The organism is Desmospora profundinema (genome assembly GCF_031454155.1).
Taxonomy (GTDB): Bacteria; Bacillota; Bacilli; order Thermoactinomycetales; family DSM-45169; genus Desmospora; species Desmospora profundinema.
The window spans coordinates 135,606-162,145 of sequence record NZ_JAVDQG010000003.1 but is presented as its reverse complement, the minus strand read 5'-3'; the positions used below and the strand labels follow the sequence as shown (position 1 = coordinate 162,145).

Annotated in this window: 21 protein-coding genes, 1 pseudogene and 1 other annotated feature; of the genes and pseudogenes, 5 read left to right on the top strand and 17 right to left on the bottom strand. The window is 53.2% G+C overall.

Annotated features, from left to right (window positions below):
- Positions 1 to 313: 313 nt before the first annotated feature.
- From JOE21_RS07130 to mmgA, 10 genes are all read right to left on the bottom strand, one after another.
- Positions 314 to 1,276, bottom strand: a complete 963-nt coding sequence (locus tag JOE21_RS07130) for a lytic polysaccharide monooxygenase (RefSeq protein ID WP_309864216.1) — start codon at positions 1,274 to 1,276, stop codon at positions 314 to 316.
- Positions 1,277 to 1,693: 417 nt separating this feature from the next.
- Complete coding sequence (locus tag JOE21_RS07125) at positions 1,694 to 1,927, bottom strand: DUF8617 domain-containing protein (protein WP_309864966.1); 234 nt, start codon at positions 1,925 to 1,927, stop codon at positions 1,694 to 1,696.
- A gap of 60 nt (positions 1,928 to 1,987) precedes the next feature.
- Positions 1,988 to 2,383 carry a hypothetical protein gene (locus tag JOE21_RS07120; protein ID WP_309864213.1) on the bottom strand — a complete coding sequence of 132 codons (396 nt, stop codon included), beginning with the start codon at positions 2,381 to 2,383 and terminating at the stop codon, positions 1,988 to 1,990.
- Positions 2,384 to 2,523: 140 nt separating this feature from the next.
- Positions 2,524 to 5,763, bottom strand: coding sequence for a fused isobutyryl-CoA mutase/GTPase IcmF (icmF, locus tag JOE21_RS07115; protein ID WP_309864965.1), 3,240 nt, complete (start codon positions 5,761 to 5,763; stop codon positions 2,524 to 2,526).
- An 11-nt stretch (positions 5,764 to 5,774) separates the two neighbouring features.
- Positions 5,775 to 6,401, bottom strand: a complete 627-nt coding sequence (locus JOE21_RS07110) for a TetR/AcrR family transcriptional regulator (protein WP_309864211.1) — start codon at positions 6,399 to 6,401, stop codon at positions 5,775 to 5,777.
- A complete protein-coding gene (gene meaB, locus JOE21_RS07105; RefSeq protein ID WP_309864208.1) occupies positions 6,398 to 7,381 on the bottom strand; it encodes a methylmalonyl Co-A mutase-associated GTPase MeaB in 984 nt (327 codons plus the stop codon). The genes JOE21_RS07110 and meaB overlap by 4 nt, the downstream gene beginning before the upstream one ends.
- Positions 7,378 to 8,520, bottom strand: coding sequence for an acyl-CoA dehydrogenase (locus JOE21_RS07100; RefSeq protein WP_309864205.1), 1,143 nt, complete (start codon positions 8,518 to 8,520; stop codon positions 7,378 to 7,380). Before JOE21_RS07100 ends, meaB begins: the two co-directional genes overlap by 4 nt.
- Before the next feature lie 102 nt (positions 8,521 to 8,622).
- On the bottom strand, positions 8,623 to 9,765 hold the full coding sequence (locus JOE21_RS07095) for an acyl-CoA dehydrogenase (RefSeq protein WP_309864203.1): 1,143 nt from the start codon (positions 9,763 to 9,765) through the stop codon (positions 8,623 to 8,625).
- 46 nt (positions 9,766 to 9,811) lie between these two features.
- Complete coding sequence (locus tag JOE21_RS07090; protein ID WP_309864202.1) at positions 9,812 to 10,666, bottom strand: 3-hydroxybutyryl-CoA dehydrogenase; 855 nt, start codon at positions 10,664 to 10,666, stop codon at positions 9,812 to 9,814.
- A gap of 357 nt (positions 10,667 to 11,023) precedes the next feature.
- Positions 11,024 to 12,202 (bottom strand): acetyl-CoA C-acetyltransferase, encoded by a 1,179-nt coding sequence (gene mmgA / locus JOE21_RS07085; RefSeq protein ID WP_309864199.1) that lies wholly within the window; start codon positions 12,200 to 12,202, stop codon positions 11,024 to 11,026.
- Between the two features lie 403 nt (positions 12,203 to 12,605).
- Between mmgA and JOE21_RS07080 the strand changes: the two genes are divergently transcribed.
- The 4 genes from JOE21_RS07080 (at position 12,606) to JOE21_RS07065 (ending at position 17,408) form a co-directional block, all read left to right on the top strand.
- On the top strand, positions 12,606 to 14,021 hold the full coding sequence (locus JOE21_RS07080) for a spore germination protein (protein WP_309864963.1): 1,416 nt from the start codon (positions 12,606 to 12,608) through the stop codon (positions 14,019 to 14,021).
- Complete coding sequence (locus JOE21_RS07075; RefSeq protein ID WP_309864197.1) at positions 14,002 to 15,099, top strand: GerAB/ArcD/ProY family transporter; 1,098 nt, start codon at positions 14,002 to 14,004, stop codon at positions 15,097 to 15,099. Before JOE21_RS07080 ends, JOE21_RS07075 begins: the two co-directional genes overlap by 20 nt.
- Entirely contained in the window at positions 15,096 to 16,208 is a 1,113-nt protein-coding gene (locus JOE21_RS07070) for a Ger(x)C family spore germination protein (RefSeq protein ID WP_309864195.1), read from the top strand. The genes JOE21_RS07075 and JOE21_RS07070 overlap by 4 nt, the downstream gene beginning before the upstream one ends.
- A 429-nt stretch (positions 16,209 to 16,637) precedes the next feature.
- Entirely contained in the window at positions 16,638 to 17,408 is a 771-nt protein-coding gene (locus JOE21_RS07065; RefSeq protein ID WP_309864193.1) for a hypothetical protein, read from the top strand.
- A 518-nt stretch (positions 17,409 to 17,926) separates the two neighbouring features.
- On the opposite strand, the gene JOE21_RS07060 is transcribed toward JOE21_RS07065, so the two are convergent.
- The 3 genes from JOE21_RS07060 to JOE21_RS07050 all read right to left on the bottom strand — a co-directional run bounded on the left by JOE21_RS07060 (position 17,927) and on the right by JOE21_RS07050 (position 22,071).
- Entirely contained in the window at positions 17,927 to 18,697 is a 771-nt protein-coding gene (locus tag JOE21_RS07060) for a hypothetical protein (protein WP_309864190.1), read from the bottom strand.
- Positions 18,698 to 18,948: 251 nt separating this feature from the next.
- The gene (locus JOE21_RS07055) at positions 18,949 to 19,779 is read right to left on the bottom strand and encodes an aldo/keto reductase (protein WP_309864961.1); all 831 of its coding nucleotides are present in this window, start codon (positions 19,777 to 19,779) and stop codon (positions 18,949 to 18,951) included.
- A 159-nt stretch (positions 19,780 to 19,938) separates the two neighbouring features.
- A complete protein-coding gene (locus JOE21_RS07050; RefSeq protein WP_309864187.1) occupies positions 19,939 to 22,071 on the bottom strand; it encodes a (Fe-S)-binding protein in 2,133 nt (710 codons plus the stop codon).
- 806 nt (positions 22,072 to 22,877) lie between these two features.
- Here JOE21_RS07050 and JOE21_RS07045 point away from each other — a divergent pair.
- Positions 22,878 to 23,072: pseudogene (locus JOE21_RS07045) on the top strand (AbgT family transporter); the annotation flags it as partial.
- Positions 23,073 to 23,135: 63 nt separating this feature from the next.
- On the opposite strand, the gene argS reads toward JOE21_RS07045, so the two are convergent.
- The 4 genes from argS to JOE21_RS07025 form a co-directional block, all read right to left on the bottom strand.
- On the bottom strand, positions 23,136 to 24,857 hold the full coding sequence (gene argS / locus JOE21_RS07040) for an arginine--tRNA ligase (protein WP_309864184.1): 1,722 nt from the start codon (positions 24,855 to 24,857) through the stop codon (positions 23,136 to 23,138).
- A 25-nt stretch (positions 24,858 to 24,882) separates the two neighbouring features.
- Positions 24,883 to 25,111, bottom strand: a binding site (T-box leader).
- A 102-nt stretch (positions 25,112 to 25,213) separates the two neighbouring features.
- Positions 25,214 to 25,933 carry an N-acetylmuramoyl-L-alanine amidase gene (locus JOE21_RS07035; RefSeq protein WP_309864182.1) on the bottom strand — a complete coding sequence of 240 codons (720 nt, stop codon included), beginning with the start codon at positions 25,931 to 25,933 and terminating at the stop codon, positions 25,214 to 25,216.
- A complete protein-coding gene (locus tag JOE21_RS07030; RefSeq protein ID WP_309864179.1) occupies positions 25,930 to 26,178 on the bottom strand; it encodes a transposase in 249 nt (82 codons plus the stop codon). The genes JOE21_RS07035 and JOE21_RS07030 overlap by 4 nt, the downstream gene beginning before the upstream one ends.
- A gap of 4 nt (positions 26,179 to 26,182) precedes the next feature.
- Positions 26,183 to 26,509 (bottom strand): hypothetical protein, encoded by a 327-nt coding sequence (locus JOE21_RS07025; RefSeq protein ID WP_309864176.1) that lies wholly within the window; start codon positions 26,507 to 26,509, stop codon positions 26,183 to 26,185.
- Positions 26,510 to 26,540: the final 31 nt, after the last annotated feature.

Below are 26,540 nucleotides of genomic sequence, written 5' to 3'. Positions count from 1 at the left end.
TCCCAAGCATGTCACATTTCCATTCCGCTCTGTGACCATGCATGTATGTCTATTTTAACCAAAAGAGTGGTGAAGTCAACAAACGTAATCATGAGAAAGTCAGGAGCAGAAGTTTTTCGTAACAAAAAACATCTTTAGAAGAGTTGACGATTCCCGAAAGAATAATAGTCCATGGAAAAACCCTCTCCATCCTCGTCAAAAGATGGAAAGGGTTTTCAGCTGAATCCAACAAGTATAATTCGGACTGTTCCGAATTATTTCCAGTTTCCTACTGGTTATTTCCCCTTACCCCTTCGTATTTAGGAGCTTATGATCAGTCGCCCCAACCGAAAAAGGATCGAAGGGTCTCCCAGAATGACTTCTGTTGTTCGGGTTCCGCACCGTAATCGGATCCCTCTGCTTCACCCCACAATGCAGGAACATTCGGCGGTTCCCAACCTTCCTGGGATGTATGGGCTTGAATACAGGTATACGTTTTTCCTTGATAGGTTATCTGATCTCCCACTTGATAAGACGCTTGAGCCTGCCAATCGCCTTCGTTACCAGGTTGTTCCGGGTCGTCACCGGGTTGTTCCGGATCGTCACCGGGCTGTTCCGGGTCGTCGCCGGGTTGTTCCGGATCGTCACCGGGTTGTTCCGGATCGTCGCCGGGCTGTTCCGGGTCATCGCCGGGATTTCCGTTATTCAGGTTGACGTCAATCACTTGATAGAAAGCCATCGGGGTATCATCGATTTCCCAGACGGCCAGAATCAGGTGGTAGCCGCTGCGATCCGTCGGTACGTTACATTCGTGTGTGACGCTAGGGGACGGTCTGGCACCGCCATCTTCGAAAGAGCAAAAGGGTTCCAGCTCCAAAGCATCGCGGCCCAGCGGTTTATTGGGATCCCAATCTTTCTTGGTAATATAATATCTCCAATCGGTGGTACTGTGTGGAGCGGTTAGGTGCCATTTGAAGGTGTTTTTTCCGCCATTGAGATTGACTTTTTTCCAGCGATCAGCCGTTTGTTCATCCAACTCAGGAAAAACCGTGCCACCGGCAATTTGACCATCCGGCGGACCCTCTGCCGGGAACTTTCCCGGTCCTTCCACACTCTGCGGCTCATATTGCACTTGACCACAATTGGTGTTGTCGCCCTGTTTGCACAGATAGGCGCGGCTGGTCGGTGACTCGACATAACCGTGAGCAGAAGCACTCTCGGCAAATACCAACATACCGGCCATCAGTAGGAGCATCGTCCCGAAAGCCACAAGCAGTGTGGAGCCTCTTAACACCATGTTATCGTCCTCCTTATAATCGCGAACCCTCAATGATGAAAATTTTTACCCACATCTAAAAACACCCGAAAGAAAACCACAAACAGACGGACTTAATAGATCAAATATTCTTATTTTTGGTAATAGTCAAACCCTCCTTCATCATTCACGGGAACGTGCGAAACCGTAGATAAATTATCTAAAAACGCTCGCTGTCCCCAATCGAATTTTGGTTGAGCCTCCAGAAAAAAAGACTCTTTCTTGGCTGAATAAGCCTTCAGTAAATGAAACGGTACCGATTTCATGTAAGTTTCATCATTTTAAGAAAATCCATCTTTTCATCTATTTATTTAAAGTAAAAAAGAAACTCCCTTCTCTCACTCAATGGAGAGAGTGGGGGGGTTCCCGGTAGATAAAAAATAAATAAAGACTCATTTTCTACTCATCATCGCTTTCCAAAACATAAGTCTTTACCACTTTATTCCCCTTAAACACGTACACTCTCTCACACTGCGGACAACGCCACACCTCTCTTTCCGGATCTGGAATATCGAGAGGATCCATCGTGTCCATTGCAATAATAGCATCCATTTCACGATCGGTATAAACATGCAATTCAATATCATTCGGGGTTGCTACTGTCGACAAGGTATGGCCGCATTTACATAACATTCGAGCCAATACCCACACCTCCCATTCCCAATCAAAGCCAATGCGAATGTTTCGTCATGACTAACGAAAGCGGCCTTGGTCTACTTCCCAAGTCCATTTTTCTATATAGTGAGCAATCTCCTCTTTTTTTCTGGAGGAATAGTCTACAAGTGGAGCTTCCCAATCATCATTCTTTATCAGTTCCAATCCATATCTACCGTTTGGATCGCCTTCAGGATACCAACTAAGATCCAACAATATGTTTCCCTGCTCCATTTGCAACAAATCTTGAGTAAATACGTAAAACCAAGCATCATCTGGGCCAACGGTTTGTGGGTCCAAATCCATAAACTTATTGTACTTAATCGTCCAACCTGGATAAATCCTTAATGGTTGCAATCGAATGGACGGTAGAGGTTTTATAACATTCATTTTGGATTTAATCCTCCCAACGAATAAACATTTATAAACCATCATGTCGCTAACCCCCATAAATGCGTATACACATTTGATCATGTTGTTTTTAGGAGATTAGTAATGATGACCTTACCTGCTTTTATCACAAAACCACACACCCTTAAAGAGCAGGTGTGTGGTTTCATTCTCCATCGTACCAATCACATATTCCGCCGGTACTGCCCGCCCACTTCGAACAGGGCATCGGTGATCTGGCCGAGGCTGGCAACGCGGACGGTTTTCATCAGTTCGGCAAACAGGTTGCCGTTGTTTCGGGCCACCTCTTTCAACTGCGCCAGGGCTTGGGGAGCCTGGTCGCTGTGGCGCTCCTGGAAGGCGCGGAGGTTTGTGATCTGGGTGTCCTTTTCTTCCTGGGAGGCCCGGGTTAATTGATACTCCGGTTCGGCGTCTTCTTCCCCTTCCTTGAGGAAGGTGTTGACTCCGATGATGGGCAGTTCGCCGGAGTGTTTTTTCGTTTCGTAATAGAGAGATTCCTCCTGAATCTTGCCCCGCTGGTACTGGGTTTCCATCGCTCCCAGCACCCCGCCGCGGTCGCTGATCCGATCGAATTCCTTCAGGACAGCCTCCTCTACCAAATCGGTCAGTTCCTCGATGATAAAGGAGCCCTGCAGGGGGTTTTCGTTTTTGGCGAGACCCAACTCTTTGGTAATAATCATTTGGATCGCCATCGCCCGGCGGACCGATTCCTCTGTCGGGGTGGTGATGGCTTCATCATAGGCGTTGGTGTGAAGGGAGTTGCACTGGTCATATAAGGCCATCAGCGCCTGCAGCGTGGTGCGGATGTCGTTGAAGTTGACTTCCTGCGCGTGCAAGCTGCGGCCCGAAGTCTGGATATGGTATTTCAGTTTCTGACTTCGATCATTGGCCCCGTACAGAAGCTTCATCACCACGGCCCAGATGCGGCGGGCCACCCGGCCGATCACGGTGTACTCTGGATCCAGTCCGTTGCTGAAGAAGAAGGAGAGATTGGGAGCGAATCGATCCACATCCATGCCGCGGCTGCGGTAATACTCTACATAGGTGAACGCGTTGGCCAGGGTGAAGGCCAGCTGGGAGATGGGGTTGGCTCCGGCCTCGGCGATATGATAGCCGCTGATGGAGACGGAATAGTAGTTGCGCACCCGATTGTCGATGAAAAACTGCTGGATGTCCCCCATCATCTTAAGGGCGAATTCAGTGGAAAAGATACAAGTGTTTTGTCCTTGGTCTTCCTTCAGGATATCCGCCTGCACCGTCCCCCGCACGGTTGCCAGCGCCTGGGCGCGAATCGTTTCCCGCTCCTCGGCTGACGGCTCCCGTCCTTCTTTCTCCCGGAAGCGGTCGATCTGCTGATCGATGGCCGTGTTGAGGAACATGGCCAGGATGATGGGAGCGGGACCGTTGATGGTCATGGAAACACTGGTATTGGGCGCACACAGATCAAAGCCTGCATACAGCTTTTTCATATCATCCAAGGTGCAGATACTAACTCCGGATTCCCCCACCTTGCCGTAGATATCCGGACGTTTATCGGGATCGCGGCCGTAGAGGGTGACGCTGTCAAAGGCGGTGGAAAGACGTTTGGCCGGTTCTCCCTCGGACAGATAGTGGAAGCGGCGGTTGGTTCGCTCCGGCGTCCCTTCACCGGCAAACATGCGCTTGGGATCTTCGTCCCCTCGCTTCAAGGGGAAGACCCCGGCCGTGAAGGGAAAACGGCCCGGCACATTTTCCGCCATCATCCAGCGAACGATTTCACCCCAATCCCGGTAGCGGGGAAGCGCCACTTTGGGAATGCGGCTGCCGGACAGGGAAGTGGTGAAGAGCGGGTTGCGAATCTCCCTGTCCCGCACGCGGATCACCAGCTCATCCTGACGGTACTGTTCCTTCAGCTTGGGCCATTCCTCCAATATGGCTTTCGTTTCCGGATCCACTTCGCTTTCCAAGCGTTGTTCCAACGGGGCCAACGTTTTCTCGGAATCGCTTTCCCCAGTGGACTCCGCCTGCAACCACCGACGTGTCTCCTTCACCTGTTGCCATCGCCGGGCGCGTTCCGCCTGCTCCCGGGTATATTCGTGATAACGGCGGACAGTGGTCGCGATCTCGCGCAGATAGTGAGTCCGTTCCGGCGGAATGATGTGGCGCACTTCCCCCTCTTCCCCAGCGGCATCCCATCGGGATTCCCAATCCACCCCGCACTTGTCGCACAACCGGTCGATCAACGCCTTGTAAAATCGGTTGGTGCCCGGATCGTTGAAGCGGCTGGCCATCGTGCCGTACACCGGAATATCTGGATCCGGAGCCTCAAACAGCTGATGGTTGCGCCGAAATTGCTTACGGACATCCCGTAGGGCATCCTCAGACCCTTTGCGGTCAAATTTATTGATCGCCACCAGGTCTGCATAATCCAGCATCTCGATTTTTTCCAGTTGGGACGGCGCACCGAATTCGGAGGTCATGACGTAGACGGAAAGATCGCTTACCTCGACCACATCGGCATCTCCTTGTCCGATGCCGCTGGTTTCCAGCAGGATGAGATCATAACCGGACCGTTTTAAAATACCGATCGCTTCCCGGGTCGCGCCGGAAAGTTCGGAACGGTTTTTTCGCGTTGCCAGACTGCGCATAAACACGCGGGGGTGATGGACCGCGTTCATACGGATGCGGTCGCCCAGGAGCGCGCCCCCCGTTTTTTGCTTGGACGGATCGATCGAAAGGACGGCCACTCGCTTTTCCGGAAAATCCTCCAGGAATCGGCGCACCAGCTCATCGGTGAGAGAACTTTTGCCGGCCCCTCCCGTTCCCGTCAGACCGACCACCGGAACATCATGGACCGGCAGTGCCTCCACCGCCGCCGCCTGGGTTTTCTCCTTCAGGGCATCCTGTTCTGCCAGGGTGATCAGGCGGGCGATGGCACGCCGATCTCCCCGGGCTAATCCTTCCCACTCATCGATCACGTCCGTCACAGTGGGGAAGTCACAGGCTTCCACCATATGATTGATCATCCCCTGCAACCCCATCTGGCGCCCATCCTCAGGGGAAAACACTTTGACGACACCATAGGCTTCCAACTGCCTGATTTCCTGGGGAACGATCACCCCGCCTCCGCCGGCGAACACCCGGATGTGAGAGGCCCCTTCTTCCTTTAACCGGTCAATCATATATTGGAAGAATTCCACATGTCCTCCCTGATAGGAAGAGACAGCAATTCCCTGAACGTCTTCCTGGATGGCCGCTTCCACAATCAGATCGACGGAGCGGTCGTGGCCCAGATGGATCACTTCCACCCCGCTTGCCTGCAGCAAGCGGCGAAATAGATTGATCGACGCATCGTGACCGTCAAACAGGCTGGCCGCCGTTACAAAACGGACCGGATATTTGGGTCGGTACACCTCCATCTGTATTCCCTCCTGACTCATGGGGTACATTCCTGCAGCAACCACGCGGTTTGCCGTCGGGTGAACTCTTCTAAGGTGTAGTGCTCCGCCAGGGCCCAACGGCGAAAGGTCCACATCTGACCCATCACCATGATGTTGTGGGCCATCAAGGGGACGGAGGTGGGATCCAGGTGCAGGGTATGATCCCGGATCCCCCGCTCCAGGATCTCCTGGAACAAGGCCGTAATCTCTTTTTCCCGCTCCAGGATCGCCTTGCGCGCTTCTTTGGGCAGGGACTTCGTCTCTTGGTAAATAAGGAGAACCCAGTCGGACAGTTCCCCCATCACCCTGAAGTGCTGGGCCATCGCTTTCATGAGGCTCTCCCGCCCGGTTTCCGTCTCGGACAAGGCTTCCTTCAGCCGTGCTTCCAATTCGGAATGGATATGATCGCAAACCAGGTACAAGACATCTTCCTTGGTCTGGATGTACTCGTACATCGTCCCGATACTGAGGCCGCACTCCCGGGCGATCTCACGAGTGGTGGTCTTGTGGAATCCCTTGCGCATAAACAGCTCCTGTGCCCCGCGGATGATTTGGGCCCGCCGTTCTTCCACCAGTTTGCGGTTTTTCACCATGGAGGGGATCCGATTGGATTCCCGCGTCATCCCCCATTCCCCCTTTCCCTGCCGGACAGGCGATCCAGCCAGTTCCGCGCCATTTCGTGGGGTGTCCACTCCCGTCCATGGACTCGGTCCAGATCCGCTGTAAAGCGGGATTCCCGCATGCGCTTTTGCAAACGGCTTCGCAGCTCCTCTTCCATGATCGCCTCCACTTCACGGCGCAGGTGATCCCGGTGGCGGCGTTCCCCCTCCCCTGTCTCCGTCAAGTGGTGACGATGCCGCAGCAATTCCCGCCACAGTGCATCGATGCTCCGCCCCTCTTTCACCGTCGTTTCCACAATGGGCGGCCTCCAGGAGCGGGATCGCCCCGTCAGGTCCAGCAACTCTCCGATATCCTTCACCAGCCGCTGGGTCCCAGGCTGATCTGCTTTGTTGACGACAAACAAGTCAGCTGCTTCCATAATGCCCGCCTTGAACACCTGAACGGCGTCACCGCTTCCGGGCGTCAGCACCAGGGCCACCGTATCCACCATGTGCATAATGTCGATTTCCGATTGGCCCACGCCGACCGTTTCCACAAAGATGACATCCAAACCGGCGGCATCCAATACACGTACCGCCTCCCGTGTTCCGCGGGACAAACCACCCAGATTACCGCGGCTGCCCATGCTGCGGATAAATACCCCTTTATCCAACGCATGGCGGGTCATCCGCACCCGATCCCCCAGCAACGATCCGCCGGTAAAGGGGCTGGTGGGATCAACGGCCACCACGCCGACAGTCTTGCCTTCTCGCCGGATTCCGTCGATCAAACGGTCCACCAGCGAACTCTTCCCCGCTCCCGGCGCACCGGTCACCCCGATGAGAAAAGCGTTTCCGGTATGGGGATGCAAGGATTCCAGCAAGGGTTCCCGACGCGGATCCCGGTTTTCGATCCAGCTGATCCCGCGGGCGACGGCACGTTTTTCCCCGCGCCGGATACGGGCGGACCAATCCTCGATTGCGGCACGATTTACCGCGCTCATTCTTTCATCAGGTGACCGGCGATGACGATCCGCTGAATTTCGTTGGTCCCCTCATAGATCTGAGTGATCTTGGCATCCCGCATCATCCGCTCCACCGGATATTCACGGGTGTAGCCATATCCGCCGAACACCTGGACCGCCTCGGTAGTCACCTGCATGGCGATGTCACCAGCATACAGCTTCGCCATGGCGGACGCTTTCCCATAGGGAAGCCCCTCGCTCTCTAACCAAGCCGCCTGGTAGGTTAACAGGCGGGCCGCCTCGATCTGGGTGGCCATATCCGCCAGTTTGAACTGGATGGCTTGCAGTTTGCCGATGGGCTGCCCAAACTGTTTCCGCTCTTTTGCGTAGTCCACAGCGGCGTCCAGGGCTCCCTGAGCGATCCCCACCGCTTGGGCGGCGATGCCGTTTCTGCCCCCGTCCAGGGTCATCATGGCAATCTTGAACCCCTGCCCCTCCTCACCCAACCGGTTTTCCACCGGGATCCGGCAATCCTCGAAGATGATCTCTGTGGTGGGAGAAGACCGGATCCCCAGTTTCTTCTCCTTTTTGCCGATGGAGAAACCGGGGGTATCCTTTTCCACGATGAAGGCAGTGACTCCCCGGTGTTTTTGTTCGGGATCAGTGACGGCAAATACGATGTAGATCTCCGCTTCGCCCCCGTTGGTGATAAAGATCTTGTTTCCGTTGAGGACGTAGTGGTCCCCGTCGCGCACCGCCGTCGTCTTCATTCTGGCGGCGTCGGAGCCGGAACCCGGTTCCGTTAAACCGTAGGCACCCAGTTTAGTCCCTTGGGCCAGCGGCTTGAGAAAACGCTCTTTCTGCTCCGGGTTTCCAAACTTGTGGAGAGGCCAGCTGGCCAGGGAAAGGTGAGCCGACAGCGTAACCCCCGTGGAGGCACACACCCGGGACAATTCTTCGACGGCGATCACATAGCTTAAGAAATCGGAGCCGACTCCTCCCTCTTCCTCCGGCCAGGGGATTCCGGTCATCCCCAGCTGTCCCATCTGATCAAAGATGGAGCGGTCAAAAACTTCATCCTCATCCCGTTGTGAAGCGGTGGGGGCCACTTCGTTCAGGGCGAACTCCCGCACCATCTTCCGCATCATCTCATGTTCTTCGCTCAACTGAAATTGCATCGGGTTTCACTCCTTTTGCTCGGATCGTGCGGCGCTGCGGCCTGTATGAATCAGGCCAATCACCCTTGCCAGGAAAAATCCAAGAGAATTTTCCCGCATCGTTCATCCTTTCAGCAGCTGGTTGGCGATCACAATCCGTTGAATCTCATTGGTGCCTTCATAAATCTGGGTCACTTTCGCATCGCGGAAGAGGCGCTCCACCGGATACTCGCGGGTGTATCCGTAACCGCCGAATACCTGGATCGCTTCCGTGGTGACACTCATAGCCGTATCGGAAGCAGCCAGTTTGGCCATGGCGGCTTCCCGTTTGCAGTCGCGGTTCCGATCACGCAACCATGCCGCCCGGTACGTCAACAGACGCGCCGCTTCAACAGCGGTGGCCATGTCGGCCAATTTAAACTGGATCGCCTGCAGTTGGCTCAGGGGTTTGCCGAACTGAACCCGATTTTGGGCGTAATCCCGGGATGCTTCCAGGGCTGCACCCGCGATCCCCAAAGCCTGGGCTGCAATCCCTATCCGGCCGCCAGCCAGGTTGGACAAGGCGATTTCATACCCTTGCCCCTCCTCTCCGAGCCGGTTTTCCACCGGGACTTCCGCCTGTTCAAAGATCAATTCACAGGTGTTGGAACCACCCAGGCCCATCTTTTTCTCTTTTTTTCCGACAGAGAGCCCGGGAGTGTCCTTCTCCACGATAAAGGCGGTGATTCCCTCAGACCCCTTGTTCGGATCCGTGACGGCGAAGGTGACATAAAGGTCCGCTTCCCCTGCATTGGTGATAAATACTTTGTTTCCGTTCAAAAGATACCGGTCCCCGTCTCTGACCGCACGGGTGCGAATGTTGGCGGCATCGGATCCCGCATGGGGTTCTGTCAGAGCAAAGGCACCCAGATACTTACCGCCGGCCAGTTTGGTGACATATTTATGCTTTTGCTCTTCGGTGCCGTAGCGCAAGACGGGCAGGGTGCCCAAAGAGGTGTGGACCGCCAGGATGACTCCCACTGTGGGACTCACCTTGGACAGCTCCTCCAATGCCAGAATGTAGGAGAGAAAATCAGAGCCGACTCCGCCCCACTGTTCGGGAATGGGAATCCCCATCAGGCCCAACTCTCCCATCTTTTGCACCACTTCACGGGGAAAACGGTCCGCTTCATCCATCTCTTCCAGAAAAGGACGGATTTCTTTTTGGGCGAACTCCCGTACCATCTTGCGCATCATTTCTTGCTCTTGGTTGAAATGCAAATTCATGTCCGTTTCCTCCTACCGGCCGACCGAGCCATAGGCCATAAAAAAGTTATTCGTAGACGTAGAAGCCTCGGCCTGTTTTTCGCCCCAGCCAACCCGCTTTTACATACTTACGCAAAAGCGGACAGGGGCGGTATTTGGGATCCCCGAAACCTTCGTGCAGGATTTCCATAATGGAGAGGCAGGTATCCAGACCGATAAAATCCGCCAGGGTGAGGGGGCCCATCGGGTGATTCATCCCCAGTTTCATCACCTCATCGATGGCCTCTTTTTCGGCGACTCCTTCGTACAACGCATAGACCGCCTCGTTGATCATCGGCATCAGGATGCGATTGGAAACAAAACCGGGGAAATCGTTAACTTCAACCGGGGTTTTCCCCATTTCCTTCGCCAGCGCCTCCACCGTTTGGGTGACTTCATCCGAGGTGGCCAGTCCCCGGATCACTTCCACCAGTTTCATGACCGGTACCGGGTTCATAAAGTGCATGCCGATCACCTGTTCCGGCCGCTTGGTGACGGCGGCGATCTCTGTAATCGGCAAGGAGGAGGTGTTGCTGGCCAGGATGGTGTGAGCGGGGCAGACATCATCCAGTTGGCGGAATAAATCCGCCTTCACCGCCATATTCTCCACGACGGCCTCCACGACAATATCCGCTTCTCCCGCTGCCTTCCTTAAATCTGTCGCCCCATCCAGCCGGCTGAGGATCGCCTCTTTTTCCAGCTGTTGAAAACGTCCCTTCTCCACCTGCCGCGACAAATTGCGGCTGATGACAGCCAGCCCTTTTTCCACCTGCTCTTCCGTCAGGTCGTGCAGCTGGACGCGATATCCGGCTTGGGCCGCCACTTGGGCAATGCCGCTCCCCATCTGGCCCGCGCCAATGACTGTCACGCGTTGGATGCCCATGGCACTCTTCCTTTCTCTATCGATTCCGGTCTCACTGGATGTCGGGGTCGGATTCCTATGGATCGAATCCGACCGCCCCGCTCCAGTACTCTCTCTTTGGGGACGAAAAAAGCCCGCTCTATTTTTATGGTAACGGTCTCCCCGCCCCCGGTCCGTTCGTGGTTTCTCTCCATCCTATTAAACCGATTCTAGAGCGTGTGTGAACAATCCGTTAGGCGTTTGCCCGGCCCGGTGTAATCGCCTTCGAGCTCTTGCAAAAAGCGCAAAGGCTCTTCGCCGACCACACCGATCCTCTCGTAAAATCGAATTACCAGAGACATCCGAGTACAGGAGGCAGTCGGTATGACCAGATACACCTTAATCCACCCGAACCAACACGGCATCCCCTTGGGCTGCACCGCTGCAGATGGCGGCGATGCCCAGTCCGCCGCCGCGGCGGCGCAGCTCCTGAATCAGCGTGAGCAGGATTCGGGAACCACTGGCACCGATGGGATGGCCTAAGGCGACGGCTCCCCCGTTCACATTCACTTTCTCTTCATCCCAACCGAGGATTTTCCCATTGGCCAAAGCGACAGCGGCAAATGCCTCGTTTACTTCAAACCGGTCAATCTCAGACAGCTCCAAACCCTGCTGTTTCAACAGCTTTTGGATTGCATAGGCCGGGGTGATGGGGAAGTGTTTCGCTTCCATCGCCACCGCCGCATGTCCCAGGATGCGGGCTACGGGATCCACACCCAGCTCTTTCGCCTTGGCTGCGGAAGACAATACCAATGCGCTGGCGCCATCGTTGACACCGGGAGCGTTGCCCGCCGTAACGGAACCATCCTGGAGAAAGACCGGCTTCAGTCCGCTCAATCTCTCATAAGTGGTGTCCTTGCGCGGGGCTTCATCCGTATCCACCACCGTTTCTCCTTTGCGGGTCTTCACTGTTACGGGTACGATCTCTTCCGCCAGTTTCCCGGCTTCGATGGCAGCGATCGCCCGCTCGTGGCTGCGAAGGGCCCAACGGTCCTGCTCTTCTCTGGAAACTCGGTGTTCAGCGGCAACATTGCTTCCATGGACGACCATGTGCACACCGTCAAAGGCACACCATAACCCGTCATGGATCATCAAATCCACCATCTTGCCGTCTCCCATCCGCTGACCCCAACGACCGCTCGGTAGGATATAGGGAGCTTGGGACATACTCTCCATCCCTCCCGCCACAATAACCTCGCCGTCTCCCGCCCGGATGATCTGATCAGCCATTGTGGCACTGCGCAGCCCGGAAGCGCACACTTTGTTGATCGTCTCCGATCCCACTTCCCAGGAGAGACCCGCCCGACGGGACGCTTGGCGTGACGGAATCTGACCGACTCCCCCCTGAAGCACCATACCCATAAGCACGTGTTCCACTTGGTCCGCGGGCACACCGGCATTTTCCAACGCACCCCGGATGGCGGTTCCACCCAATTCCACCGCCGGAACATCCTTCAACGCGCCTCCAAACTTTGCAAAAGGGGTTCGCGCCCCTCCCAATACAACGGTTTCCGACATCCTAATGCACCTCCATCAAGTTTGGCCTAGATTCCAACTGAGCGCTCGTTCGGTTTTGGTCCATGTGAAAACGCCTTCAATAGTTAGATTACTTGGTTTCTTCTATGTTGACAATGTTTTTCCTCGACTTGTAAAAGTACGAAATAGTGCGATATTACTTTTCATCTTAAACGTAACCATTTGTATAGACGAAAAATGGGTCAACAGGTGTTCATGCAGCAGGCTCCGTATACACCGATCTCATGAGGTCATATTAAGAGAAACCAGGGATGAAAGGGGTGAGGAGGACGTGTTTAAAAAAGGGAAGCGTCCCCTTCCTCTAAAGCGTAAAAAGCGATCGATTGCTCAAAAAGAAGTGGAACTCGATTCCTCTCTGCAAAAGAATATTGCGTATATCGAAGAAATGCTTTTTCACAGTGAGGAACTGAAAAAAAGAACGATCCGCTTCAACGACCAGGAAGGGGTCATCTTATACATCGAGTCCTTGACGGACACCAATTTGATCCGTCGGGAAGTGTTGCAGCCGCTGATTCGACAACAGGAAGGCGATTTGGAAGAGACCCTCCTCTCCGTGGATATCCAGAAGGAACGAAATTTGGCGAACGCCGTAGAAGCTGTCGTTGCAGGCGAATCGGTATTGATCCTGGATGGAAACCGGGAGTTTTTTGTCTTAAGCACCGCTGTTGTCCACAAGCGGAACCTAAGCGAACCGGAAAACGAAAGCGTCATCCGCGGACCCCATAACGGGTTTGTAGAACAATTGACCGTCAACCTGTACAGCATCCGAAAACGGATCGAGAGTCCTCATTTGACTGTCCGTTTTATCGAAGTGGGCAGAGTGACCAAAACGAAAATCGCCATCGTGTACATGCGGGATCTGACCAACCCGGACTTGGTCGAGGAAGTCGAGAGGAGAATTCAGTCCGTCTCTTCCGATGCAGTGCTGTCACCGGGTTTCATTCAGGAGTTTACCGAGGATAATCCCTACTCCCCCTTTCCCCAACACTTGAATACGGAACGGCCGGACCGAACGGTATCCAACCTGATGGAGGGAAGGGTGGCGCTTCTCGCGGAGGAAGACCCGACAGCTTTGATTGTGCCGGTCACCCTGTACGCGTTTTACCAAGCACCGGATGATTACAACAGCCGCTGGCTGATCGGCTCCTTTATACGGGTGCTCCGGTTCATGAGCTTTATGATCACGACTCACTTGCCGGCTCTGTATATTGCTACGATTTCGTTTCATCCTGAAATCTTGCCGATCGAATTGATTTTTACCATTAAAGACACATTGGAGCAGGTTCCCTTTCCGCCTTTGCTCGAAGCGATGCTGATGGAATTGATCTTTGAGCTGCTCCGGGAAGCCGGGGTCCGCCTTCCCAGCCGCGTTGGCCAGACCATCGGCATCGTCGGCGGTCTGGTCATCGGCGAAGCCATCGTGCAGGCGGGCCTGGTCTCCTATACGATGATCATCGTAGTCGCCCTGACGGCCATTTCTTCCTTTCTCGTACCCTCCCACGAGATGAGTTCGGCAACCCGCTTGCTGCGGTTCCCTTTGATGTTCGCCGCAGCCACCTTCGGTTACATCGGAATCAGTTTTGGTTTAATGATTATCTTCATTCATCTGTGCAAATTGAAATCCTTCGGCACGCCCTATCTCGCCCCCTTGGCTCCCCTTCGATTAAAGGACATGAAGGATGCCTTCCTGCGAGCACCGATTTGGAAAATGAACCAACGCCCCCACGATTCGCACCCGCAGCGAATGAAACAGGAAGCCTACTCAAGGGGATGGAAGCACAGTGATCCGGGAACAGAGTAGAATCACCCAGGGACAACTCACCTTTTTTATCCTACAGACGCAAATCGGAACCGGCATCCTCTCCCTGGCCCACGACGTCCAATCCGTGGCCAAGGGAGGAGGATGGATTTCCGTCTTGATCGCGGGAATCGCCGCGCAATTGATCATCCTGGTGATGTGGGCGCTGTTGCGCCGTTTTCCCTCCTCGACCGTGTTTGATTTTGCTTCCCGGATCACGGGCCGCTTTCTGGGGAAAGCGATCGCACTGGCTTATATTGCTTTTTTTTTAGTAGTCGGAGGAACCGTTTTGGTAAGGGCGGTCGGAATCATCAACAAATGGATGCTGACGGACACCCCCCGCTGGGCTCTGGTGGCTCTGGTGGCAGTGACGGCCGTTTACCTCGCCCGGGAAAACATAAGAACAATCGTCCGTTTTTATGTACTGGTCTCTCTGCTCATTCCCGTGTTTTTCTTTTTAATCTCTTACGGTTATCCAAAAGTCGACTACTTTAATTATTTTCTCCCCGTTCAGGAAGCGGGGTGGGGAAATATTGTGAAAGGTGCCAGGGAAGCGGTAACGGCGATGTACGGCTTTGAGATGCTGCTGGTGGTTTACCCCTTCGTGGAAGGGAAGGACGGGGGAAAGTGGAAGGCCGCCTCATCGGCGGTCGGCTTGGTCACCCTCTTTTACGCCTATGTGACGATTTCCTGCCTCATCTTTTTTGCACCGGAAGAAATCGCTCTGACCCCCGAACCCGTTCTGTTCATGTTAAAGACCTTTCAAGTCCCGGTAGTGGACCGTGCCGATCTGATCTTCCTGGCCATGTGGTTTCCCAATGTGGCCGCCTCCATCATCAGTTACATCTATGCCAGCGCCAACGGGTTAGGCTATCTCTTCCACCGCGGAAATCACAAAAAGGCGGTCCTCTACGCCGCTTTGATCTGCTCCGCCATCGCTCTTATCCCCCAAACTCCGGCAGATGTCGACACCTTGAGCAAGATGGTCGACAAGGTCACGTATGTCTTCATCGGGGGGTTGCCCTTGCTGCTATTGCTGCTGGCCATCCTCTGGAAAAAGAAAGGAGAACGAACGTTGTGAGAAAAGGGATCTGCTGGTTGATGATCACCTCGATTCTTCTATTGCTTCCGGGGTGCTGGGACCAGGATCTACTCAAAGACGCCCGCTTGATGACCGCTTTGGCCTTTGATCGTGCGCCCGGGGGAAAGCTGATGCAAACCGTTGTCATCCGGGATATGCCGCAAGCGGAACAGGGGGAACCCATTAGTGAAGTCCATTCTGCCATCGGAGATACTTCAAGGGACTCCACTCGATCTTTGGAAAAAAAAATCGCCGGCAGTTACCGCGTTTATAAAGCGCAAGTTGTTCTAATGGGAAAGTCTTTGGCCAAAACGGATATCTACCCTTATCTCGACGTTCTCTACCGGGATCCGAAAGATCCGATTTACGCCAAGTTGGTTGTGGTGGGCGGAAAAGGGGCCGACATCCTGCGGATGAAAAAGGCGGGGAACTTACTGATCGGAGAATTTCTGTTCCAACATGTGAAGAGCAAGGAGGAGTTGAGTATCGTCCCAGAGGAGAGCCTGGAATCGATCCGCCCGATCATGCTGGACCCGGGACGTGACTTTATCCTGCCCTACATCGAGAAAAAAGGCGATGAAATCATCGCCGACCGGTCGGCGATGTTCCATGGCCACCGTTTCACCGGTACCCTCGATACCGAAGAGAGCACCCTGTATTTACTCGGTATGGGAAAAGAGGGGACGGTTGCCCGGTTCACTGAAAAAGTGAATCCCGGCAAATCGTCCAATCCGGCCAACTATATCACCATCGACGTGGCAAAGGCAAAACACCAATTGAAGGTGAAGGTCCGGCCGGACGGGGAAATCGATGCCACGATCGAACTGGATCTGGACGTGGCCGTTCCCGAGTATCCTCCCAACAATCTGGACGATGAAAAAGAGGTGGAACGGCTGAACGAAGCCCTGTCCAAAGCCCTGACCAAAAAGGCGGAAAACATGATCCGGAAAATGCAGAAAGCCCGCTGCGACGCCTTTGGCGTCGGCAGACAGCTGATCGCCTACCATCCCGAGGTATGGAAGAAAAAGAAGTGGTCACGGGACTATCCCAAAGTCCGATTTCATTCAAAAGTGAAGGTGGAGATTACGGGGAGCGGGATTATCAGTTAGATCCATCCATATCGACATTCACGGCTTGTTTCCCCACGAAGAACAACCCGAGAGTGTGATCTAGTGCCCCTTCAGGTAACTTCGATCTGTTTTTCTTGGCCTTTACGCGGACAAGTCGGTCGGCTTGGTTTTCCGTCTTCGCTCCATGCGTGGCAGAGTCGACTCCGCCGGAAAACCAAGCCTCCCTCCACGTAAACACGATCGATATTGGTAGAAGGGGCACTAGGTTTATTTCACACGAAAAGTGACCCCTTGGTTGTCTCCAGGCTACGGGGATCACTTTTTTTCATGGTTTTCCAAATGAATTAGACTACCTATACGACTTGCATCACCCCTTCCGTTACGCCAACCTGAAAGAGAGGAAGGAGCCGAATTCATAGCGCAAATGATAAAAGATCAAACGGATCTGAGAGAGGAAGAGACGAAAAAATGCGATCCTCTGAGGAAATCGAGGCCGTTTGGCGAACATTTGACCATCATCCGATGGAGACTTTGACCAAAGCCTGGTGGATGACCCAAGCACCGAAAGGGATGCGGCAACGAAGTGTGACGATGATGGAATCCCACCGGAAGTCCCTGGGGACATCGGGAAACTGTTACGATCTCACTCTGTGGCTGCTGTACGCACTGCAGGAAGCGGGAGTGGAGGCTGAACCCGTGGGACACGGATGGTTTACCTCCCGCGCCCATGCCGCTGTCTTAGCCAAGGATAGGGTTGGAGCCGAATGGTTATGCGACCTGGGGGACCAATGGATCCAGCCGGTGCCGGTAGATGCGGAGCATGAGGCTTTCCCCCGGAAACCGACAGCCGGTCTTTTTCCAGGAGCGTCTGTTTCCCTCTCCCGAAACGGAAATGCACTTACCGTGTGCTATCATCGCCATGGCGGCAAGAAAAGTGATCAAACCTATAACCTGTGCCCGGTTGATCGGGATACATTTTCCCGGGCCTGTGCATGGTCCCAGGATCACCTGAAGAAGCGTCCCCTTCTGGAAATCCGGATCCCTTGGGAGAAAGAGACGGCTTTGTGGGAGTGGGACGGAAACAAGGCCGTCCTCTCCACCTCCCGCGGGCTGGTCCGGCTTGATTCCCCATCCACCGCTACCCACTGGCCGAAACAGATCCATGACGTCGCAGGCATCGATCCCCAAGTGGTAACGAAAGCACTGGAGGTGTATGACAGGATCAGGAAAACCGGCTGACCGACCGATGCCGCATACTCCCCACCGGGATCCCTGGTTATCATCAAAAAAACCGGACAGGGTTTCTGGTATTATCCCCGTCCGGCGTGCCCCGATGTTTGGCGGGGCTTTTATTTATCTATAAGCCAAAGCCTTGGCCTTATCCTTTATTATTAAATGTTAAGTAGTTGTGATAAGGGCCCACCGTATAAGATGTCAAACCACAGTAACGTAAAAATGAGGAGCGAGAAGTATAAATACCTATGACGACGGGAGTCCCAATTTTTATAGATGTGAAAACAGACAAACACTACAATTACGATAGACCAATATAGAAAAAACACGCCTCCATAAGCGAACGCCAGTAAACATCCCAATGCAAGCAAAGTATTTACGATAAATTCTAGTATTTTCAACTTGTATCCTCTCCCTTTAAAGGTATCAATAAAATAGTAAACCCTTTTAGATTAAACAACAAGTGGTAAAAACACTAACCTCCCTCTATCTTGCACATATGAGGGAGGGTAAGTTTTACCGAATTAAGGACAACGGCTTCTTCCTGTATATGAAACGACACCAGTTTTTATGACCTTAGTTCTTTTCTTGTTTGCGTATAAATTACTTACCCTTTTCATACAAGGGTTCAATTTAGGACGACCTGTTTTTAGATAGGTAACTGTTTTGTAATAAATAGTGTCTGTCTTAAAACCGTATGCGGCAGCTGCCAGACTTGTGACCAATCTTGCTGTAACCGGTAATTTTGTAATGTAAGATATAACTATCCCTATATACGCCACAGTCCATTTTTGTGGTTTATTGGACCCGTAGCTCGTACTTTTATACTTCCATGCCGCGATATCTATCAATCCATCTTCCTTTACTTCTGTTACATCTTCTCCGAGATCCAACACAGTGCTTTCATTAGTCATTTTTGACACTGTTGTGACCTTACTTTCCTCTGTATTCAATGAAATGACAAGGTGATCCTTCTTCTCATACCCGTTGGCACTTTGATTTTTCTCGTAAATATGACTTGTTACCTCTGTACCATCCTCGTTAAAAAATTCAACGTTTTTATACTGTTTGTTATCCTTGGTATACGTGTATTCCAGTTTTTCCTCTGTCTGAGTGATAAAAACCAAATCAGTGATTTCGGGAATCTCTTCTGAATAGTAATTCCCTATATTGTCCAGAAGAACGTCCTTATAACTTTGATCCTTTGGTGTCTGTGTTGCACTTGCCAGAGATGGATGGACCACGAGTGTCATGAGAAGTGCGAATGCAGTAAATACAGAGACAGCTTTTCTCAAAACTCATCACTCCTTAAATTTGGTTTTTCTTGCAGGCACATCCTAACATAGACAGACAAAAAAATGAATACTTATTCAGTGTTTTAAAACTTTCATCTTTTTCGACGTGATTCGACACAAAAACCAGCCTTTTTCGCCTCGATTTCAGCCCATGTTTTAAAACCTGTATTTCTATTCGGCATGATTCCAGACACCAAAAAACCGGACAGAATCATCTGTCCGGTTTGGTATATTTTCAGGAGATGGATCGTTTAGAAAAGCAATTCGTCGGGGTCCGGCCCGACACGGCGATTTTGGTTGAGAGCGTCGATCTGATCCATCTCATTGCGGGAAAGTTCAAAGTCAAACAGATCCGCATTGGACCGAATCCGGTGTTCCTTGACCGATTTGGGGATGGTAACCACCCCGTTTTGCAAGTCCCAGCGCAACACCACCTGAGCCGGATTTTTCCCGTGCCGTTCCGCAACCTTTTTGATCACGGGTTCATCCAAGATCGCTCCCTGCATCAGCGGGCTCCAGGCTTCCAGCTGAATCCCTTTGTCCCGGCAAAAAGCCAGCAGTTCTTTCTGGGCCAGACGGGGATGGTATTCCACCTGATTCACAGCGGGAATGGTATCCGTACGCCGGAGTAGCTCCTCCAGATGGTGAATGTTGAAATTGCAAACACCGATGGCCCGGGCTTTGCCCTCCTGCTGAATTTTTTCCAGGGCGCGCCAGGTATCGACGTACCGGTCTTTCCCCGGCCAATGAATCAGATACAGATCCACATAGTCCAGTCCCAGACGGGCGAGGCTTTCATCGATGGCGTTCAGAGTCTTATCATACCCCTGGTCATCGTTCCACACTTTGGTGGTGATGAACAGTTCCTCCCGGGGAACACCGGCTGCCCGGATCCCCCGGCCAACCCCCTCTTCGTTCCCATATATCTTGGCGGTGTCGATGCTGCGGTATCCGCAGCGGATCGCCGTTTGGACAGCCTCCTCCACCTCGCCGCCCTGCTTTACCTTCCACACTCCCAATCCCACCCAGGGTATTTCAACGCCGTTGTTCAATGTGACGGTATCCCCCAGTTTCCGCGGCAGGCCCACAATGATTCCTCCTTCCATTATGTAAAGTCCTTACTTTATACCACGGAGCCGCCGTTTTCACACCTGGCTTTAAAAAAACAATAAAATGTGACTATACTCCAAAACGACAAAAAACCCGCGGTTTTTACCGCGGGTTTCCTTTTTCTTTAATCTTTAATGCACGCCGTCGGCAACCGGGGCCGGTTTGTCGGCAAAATCGATGGAGAGGGACAACACTTCGGCCACGTCCATCGTCTTCACACTTTCTTCTACTTCCTTGGCCTTGGTACCGTCGCTCATCATGGTTAAGCAATAAGGGCAGCCGCTGCCGATCAGGCTGGGGTTGGTGGCGAGAGCCTGCTCGGTCCGGGCGGTGTTGACCCGCACACCGGCATCCTCCTCCAGCCACATCATGCCGCCCCCGGCTCCGCAGCACATGCCGTTCTCCCGGTTGCGTTCCATTTCCACCAACTCGATGCCCGGAATGGAGCGGAAGATGAAGCGGGGTGCATCATACTCCTCGTTGTAACGGCCCAGGTAGCAAGAGTCATGGTAGGTGACCCGCTCCTTCACCTCTTTGACCGGCTTCAAACGGCCTTCCCGGATCAATTCGGCTAACAATTGCGTATGGTGAACGACTTCCACATCTTCCAAGCCGAAATCGGGGTATTCGTTTTTAAAGACGTTGAAGGCGTGAGGATCAGCCGTCACAATCTTTTTCACGTTGTGTTTTTGGAACAGGGCGATGTTGTCCATTGCCAGCTGCTGGAATAAAAATTCGTTCCCCATACGGCGGGCGGTATCACCGGAGTTTTTCTCCTTCTTGCCCAGGGTGGCGAATGAGACCCCGGCATGGTTCAACAGCTTCACCAGATCCCACGTGATTTTTTGACTCCGGTTATCATAGGATCCCATGGAGCCGACAAACAGGAGATAATCAAATTCCTTCTTCTCCTTCACTGTCGGAGCGTCAATCCCTTCTTCCAACCCTTCCTTCCACTTTTCCCGATCCTTGCGGCTAATCCCCCAGGGATTCCCCTGCCGCTCGATATTTTGGAAAGTACGGGTGGCTTCCGCGGGCATTTTCCCCTGGGTCATCACCAGATGACGCCGCATGTCGATGATTTTGTCCACATGCTCATTGGAGACGGGACAGGCATCCTCACAGTTGCGGCAGGTGGTGCAGGCCCACAGCTCTTCCTCAGTGATCACATCGCCGATCAACTGAACCGGGTAATCGTAGGAGCCGTCCTCTTCTTTGGTGGCGGCCACTTCCGTGGCAGCGTTAGCCCCGCTGAACGCATATGCTGGCATCCAGGGGGAGCGGGAAGTGATGGCTGCTCCTTTTTCTGTCAGATGATCCCGCATCTTGACCAACAGATCCATCGGGGAAAGCATCTTGCCGGTACCGGCGGCAGGACAGACATTGGTGCATCGGCCGCACTCCACACAGGCGTACAGGTCGACCAACTGATTTTGATCAAACTGTTCGATTTTGCCCACACCGTATTCCGTCAGCGACTCATCTTCAAAATCGATCGCTTTCAGTTTGGACGGGGGGTCCTGCCGTTTCAGAAAGACATTGAGCGGCGCCACCAGCAAATGAAAGTGTTTGGACTGGGGCACATAGACCAAAAAGGTTAGCACCACCAATGCATGCATCCACCAGAACACGTAAAACATCACAGCCGACGCCAATTCCGGCATCCAGGCAAAGGGCATGGCCAACAGAGAAGAGATGGGCAACGCCCAGGACGGTTCGATTCCCAGCCACACCAATTCAAAGGCGGTGCTCATCAGGATGGAGAACATCAGAGAAGTCAAGAAAAGGATCACCAGTCCCGCCTTCCAGCCTCTTTTCAGGCGGGCCAACTTCTCCACATAACGACGGTAAAACGCATATAGGGTGGCCAACAGCACGGAAAAGACCGTCAGCTCCTGAATGAAAGTAAAAGCCGGATAAGCCGGGAGCGGCAGGTGACTCCCCGGAGACAGCCCTTTGTAGAACAGATCGATCGCACCAAATTGGATGATGATGAAACCGTAAAACATCACCACGTGCATGATGCCGCTTTTTTTGTCTTTCAACAACTTCTTTTGACCGAACACTTGGACCAATACTTCATGAAGGCGCGCCTTCATATCCGTAGAGAAATCCGCCTGTCTTCCCAGCTTCACATAGGTATAACGGGCATACACGACACGGGCGAACAGATAAAACGCGTAACCGAACGCCCCGATAAACAGGATGAGGTTCACCAATTGCCATACCGACACTCTATTCACACCCTTCTGTACAGATTGCATCGCGCATCTACGACGTTCCGGGAAAGACCGCTTTCCTCGATTCGTTTTCCAATCCATTTGACAGCGGTTTCACACCACCCATGCTGTCATGGATATATGCCTTTGTGAAACATTGTAACACAAAATGAGTGGGTATTCATTCATTTATTTCCGACTGGCCCTTTCTTTATCTTTCGACTCGAATTGGAACCATTCCTCTTTCAGAAATCCCGTAACGTCCATGGCCTTTCCTTTGGGAGCATGCCATGGCTCATGCAAAGAAAAAATCCGCCCGGCGGGGACGGATCCATGGCAGGCGTTTAGGACCGTGGTGTAGCCGCACCCCTGTCCTGAACGCCTAGTATAACAGATGGTATCACAGGCAACCTCTCATGACCAGATTAGAATATCATTTATAAAAATCCATAATCATCGATGATAAAGCAATCATTCCCTCGGGTTGAAACGAGGATCCTCATTTTATTTATAGTAGCGAGGGAGTGTTTCTGCAGTCTAAATTTATGAAAGTGCTAACATTTCCGGCATACAGAGAAAGAGGAGCACTTGCTCGGGAGTCTGAACAGGCTTCCCCGGATGGACTTCTATTCCGGGCGCTTCATGATGGCCTTTTTGCGAACGGGAGTCTGCAGCACTCTTCATGGTTCACTTTTTATACAGGAAGGAGATTAGAGAATGGAAGAAACCGGATGAAAAGGACTCCTCACTCGTTTTTTGGATTTCATAGAACGGGTGGGAAATGCTCTGCCACACCCAATCGCTATCCTCGCCTTGTTGGTCATCTTGGTTTCCGGTGTGCTTTCTGCTGTCCGCTGATGACGTATTTCGCCATTATTATCGCCTTCGCTCAGAAATATGATAAAAAGACGGGGATTGGAACCCTCATTTCCACCATGTTGCCTTACTCCATCGTCTTCACCATTGCGTGGACCATCATGTTGATCGTGTGGATGTTCTTCGGGATCGACCTGGGTCCCGGCTCTCCGATTGAATACCGGGGATGATGAGGGTCCTATCCAAAAAACCGCTTGGCCCAACCGGCGAAGCGGTTTTTTTATTCCCCCCTCTCACACCTCTTCCGGGGCTTCCATTCCCAAAAGATGAAGCCCTTCCTTTAACACGATCGCCACAGCGGAAACAAGAGCCAGGCGTGCCTCTTTTCCTCCATCCTCCTGCAAGATGTGTACGTGGGCGTAATAGTGGTTAAATGCTTGGCCCAGCTGGAGCAAGTAACGGGCGATTCGCGATGGGTCCCGATAGTCAAAGGCTTGTGCCGCCACTGCCGGAAAATCACTCAGATACGTAACCACCCGCCAGGATTCTTCCATCACCACGGGCAATGACAACGATCCGGGCACCACGTTCGCCGCCTTTCCTTTTCGCAGCAACGAACAGGCCCGGGCATGGGTATATTGCAGGTATGGCCCTGTCTCCCCATCAAAATGGAGCATCTGATCCAGGGAAAACTCCACATCATGGAGGCGGTCATGTTTCAAATCGTGAAAGATTACCGCCCCGATTCCCACCTGACGGGCGGTTTCCTCCGGATCGGCGAGGGTGCCGTTTTTCTGCTCGATCAGCTTTTGCGCCCGTGCCACGGCTTGTTGCAGCACCTCTTCCAGCAACACCACGTTCCCTTTTCGGGTGGACATTTTCTTGCCGTTCTGCAGCATCATGCCAAAGGGAATGTGCTCCATGCGATCCGCCCAAACATGTCCCATTCGCTTCAATACAGCGAACACCTGGCGAAAATGGACGGCTTGCTCCCGTCCAGTCACATACCAGGCATAGTCAAAGCCAAAGGTTTCCCGGCGATAAAGCGCCGCCGCCAGGTCCCGGGTCGCATACAGCGTGGCCCCATCGGATTTCGTAATCAGGCAAGGGGGCAAGCCCTCCTCTGTCAAATCCACCACTTGCGCCCCTTCTGAATGACGCAACAGCCCCATTTCCCGCAAGGCATCCACCACCGGTCCCATGCGGTCGTTGTAAAAGGCTTCCCCATGATCATGGTCGATGGTGACTCCCATCCAGTCATAGATGCGGTGAAATTCCCGAAGCGATTCCTTCCGGAACCAATGCCAAAGGTGCTGTGCCTCGGAATCGCCGTCCTCCAGCTTCTTGAACCAGCGGCGTCCTTCCTCTTCCAACTCCGGGTTTGCCGTCATCTCCTCATGGAAACGGACATACAGCCGCAACAGCTCTCTGATCGGATCCGCCTTTACCGCTTCCTCTGACCCCCAGCGGCGGAAAGCGGCGATCAGCTTGCCAAACTGGGTACCCCAATCCCCCAGGTGGTTCACCCCTTCCACGCGAAACCCCTGCTTTCGTGCAATCCGTACAAGGGAGTGTCCAATGACGGTGGAGCGGAGATGCCCCATGGAAAAGGGTTTGGCGATATTGGGGGAACTAAAATCGATGACCACCGTTTTTCCCTCTCCACGATAAGAAGACCCGTATGAGCCCTGCTCGTGAAGAATGCGGGATAACACCTCCTGAGTGACCCGCTCCCGATTGAAGCGGACGTTGACATATGGACCGACCGCTTCCACCTGTTCCCACTTGGGATGGGAGATCTGTTCGGCTAACATTTGAGCGATTGCTTGCGGAGGTTGCTTCCATTTTTTCGCCCATCGAAAACAGGGAAAGGCCACATCCCCGTGAGCGGGATCCCGCGGACGCTCCAATAAGGCTTCCACCTCCTCGACAGAAGCCTCTCTTTTGGAAGCAGCGGCAATCGCACGGGCGAACGCTTTCCACTCCTGTTTCACCTGACACCCATCTCCTTTCATCTAAAAAAACCCGCCTCTTCTATTATGAAGAGACGGGTTTGTTCCCGCGGTACCACTCTCATTGCCCCCTTGGAAGGAGACCGCTTTCAACCATAACGGAGGCATAACCGGCCGCTCCTACTTAGCCGAAGCGTATCGGCTGTTTGAAGAAGCATCTCGGGAGTCCGCTTCCTCCCCGGTTCCGCCGCAGGCTTCCACCCTCCCCGCGTCGCTGTCGCTTTCCCGTGGAATACTCTCTCCCTCATCGACGATTTTTGTAAAATTGAAACTAGGTTAGCACAAACGAATCACGGGGTCAACTTCCATTCTCCCTGGCGATAAACGGGATGGATCCCGATCAGCCGTGCCTCGACATCCTACCGTTTAATATCCACCGTATCCCCCGCCTTCACATGATCCCGTACAAACGAAAGGACACTTTCACGCTTCTGGAACGCGTGCTTCTGTTGACCGTTTACCGACACCCGGATCCACTCATCCGCAGGCTTAGGATCCGATTTTGCTTTCGTCTTCAGCCCTTCCGTCCGAGCGATGGCATCCGCATGGGCCGCCGCCACCTCCGCTAGGAAAGACGACTTCTTCAAAAGAGCCGCATCCTTCTTGGCATCGATAAACAAGTTTTCCGTCAGACAGGCTTTCATGCGGGTGGCGCGCACTACATGGATGCGGCGGCTGGCTGCCTGTGTATCCACCTTTCGTCCCCGATCCCGCATGCTGTATTTCTTCAATACCGGTGCCATCGCCTGGTGGATGTTCCGCTGCAGCAAACCCGCACTCCGGGGATGAGCGTTGGGAACCACAAAGGACTCAAATCCCGTCCCGCCTCCCGCGTTGACATGGATGGAGACAAAACAGGCCGCCTTTGCTTGATTGGCGATGTCACACCGTTTCTGGAGGGAGACGAATTGATCCCGATCCCGAGTCAGGATCACCCGGTGGCCGCTGTATTGATCGTTGAGTTCTTTTCGAACCCGCTTGGCAATGTCCAGCACCAGTTTTTTTTCCTGAAGTCCATTCGCCACGGCTCCCGGATCCTTTCCCCCGTGACCCGGATCCAATACGATCACCTTTGTCATAAGGACTTCACCCCCTGTTTCACGTTTTTCGGGCCGCTGTACAGTCCCACACTGGCAAGCCCCATCACGATCCCCACCAGGATACCGGCGTAAAGATCATCAGGGACTGCATAGATGACCCCTGCCGCCACTCCCAAAACCAGGGCGAGCAGGGGAGCAAACTTAGCGGGAAAGCCGACACGTTTGGCCAGCGACACCAGAGAAGTGACGACCGCAATTAAAACTGCATCATCCATTCCTACCATCGGATCACCCTCCCAATCCCAATTGTGCAAAATAAAAAAGCGCAGCAATCGCGCCTCCGATCAACCCGGTCATCACTGCCACCAACAGACGGGTGATGATCTCGCGGTTTCCATCCGCCACCCTTCTCGCTTCCTTCGCCGCTTTCATGGCCCCCTCCGCTTTCTCCAACGCCTTTCGACTGCGCTCATCCGCCCGGATCGACGCCTCCACTTTGGACTCCAAGACGTCCATCCTCGATTCCATGCGGCTTTCCAAGCGATGAAGCGACTTCACCACCTCCTGTTGGGCTTCAAACATCTCTTTGTGAGAAATCACCACCCCGTCCCTCACCCCGTCACCCCCTTTATTCCGGATCGAGACG

Bases quoted from the DNA above. Each gene is read 5' to 3' on its own strand.
- JOE21_RS07130 (WP_309864216.1), bottom strand. From the start codon at position 1,276: ATGGTGTTAAGAGGCTCCACACTGCTTGTGGCTTTCGGGACGATGCTC.
- JOE21_RS07125 (WP_309864966.1), bottom strand. From the start codon at position 1,927: ATGTTATGTAAATGCGGCCATACCTTGTCGACAGTAGCAACCCCGAAT.
- JOE21_RS07120 (WP_309864213.1), bottom strand. From the start codon at position 2,383: ATGATGGTTTATAAATGTTTATTCGTTGGGAGGATTAAATCCAAAATG.
- JOE21_RS07110 (WP_309864211.1), bottom strand. From the start codon at position 6,401: ATGACGCGGGAATCCAATCGGATCCCCTCCATGGTGAAAAACCGCAAA.
- meaB (WP_309864208.1), bottom strand. From the start codon at position 7,381: ATGAGCGCGGTAAATCGTGCCGCAATCGAGGATTGGTCCGCCCGTATC.
- JOE21_RS07100 (WP_309864205.1), bottom strand. From the start codon at position 8,520: ATGCAATTTCAGTTGAGCGAAGAACATGAGATGATGCGGAAGATGGTG.
- JOE21_RS07095 (WP_309864203.1), bottom strand. From the start codon at position 9,765: ATGAATTTGCATTTCAACCAAGAGCAAGAAATGATGCGCAAGATGGTA.
- JOE21_RS07090 (WP_309864202.1), bottom strand. From the start codon at position 10,666: ATGGGCATCCAACGCGTGACAGTCATTGGCGCGGGCCAGATGGGGAGC.
- mmgA (WP_309864199.1), bottom strand. From the start codon at position 12,202: ATGTCGGAAACCGTTGTATTGGGAGGGGCGCGAACCCCTTTTGCAAAG.
- JOE21_RS07080 (WP_309864963.1), top strand. From the start codon at position 12,606: ATGCTTTTTCACAGTGAGGAACTGAAAAAAAGAACGATCCGCTTCAAC.
- JOE21_RS07065 (WP_309864193.1), top strand. From the start codon at position 16,638: ATGCGATCCTCTGAGGAAATCGAGGCCGTTTGGCGAACATTTGACCAT.
- JOE21_RS07050 (WP_309864187.1), bottom strand. From the start codon at position 22,071: ATGCAATCTGTACAGAAGGGTGTGAATAGAGTGTCGGTATGGCAATTG.
- argS (WP_309864184.1), bottom strand. From the start codon at position 24,857: ATGAAAGGAGATGGGTGTCAGGTGAAACAGGAGTGGAAAGCGTTCGCC.
- JOE21_RS07035 (WP_309864182.1), bottom strand. From the start codon at position 25,933: ATGACAAAGGTGATCGTATTGGATCCGGGTCACGGGGGAAAGGATCCG.
- JOE21_RS07030 (WP_309864179.1), bottom strand. From the start codon at position 26,178: ATGGTAGGAATGGATGATGCAGTTTTAATTGCGGTCGTCACTTCTCTG.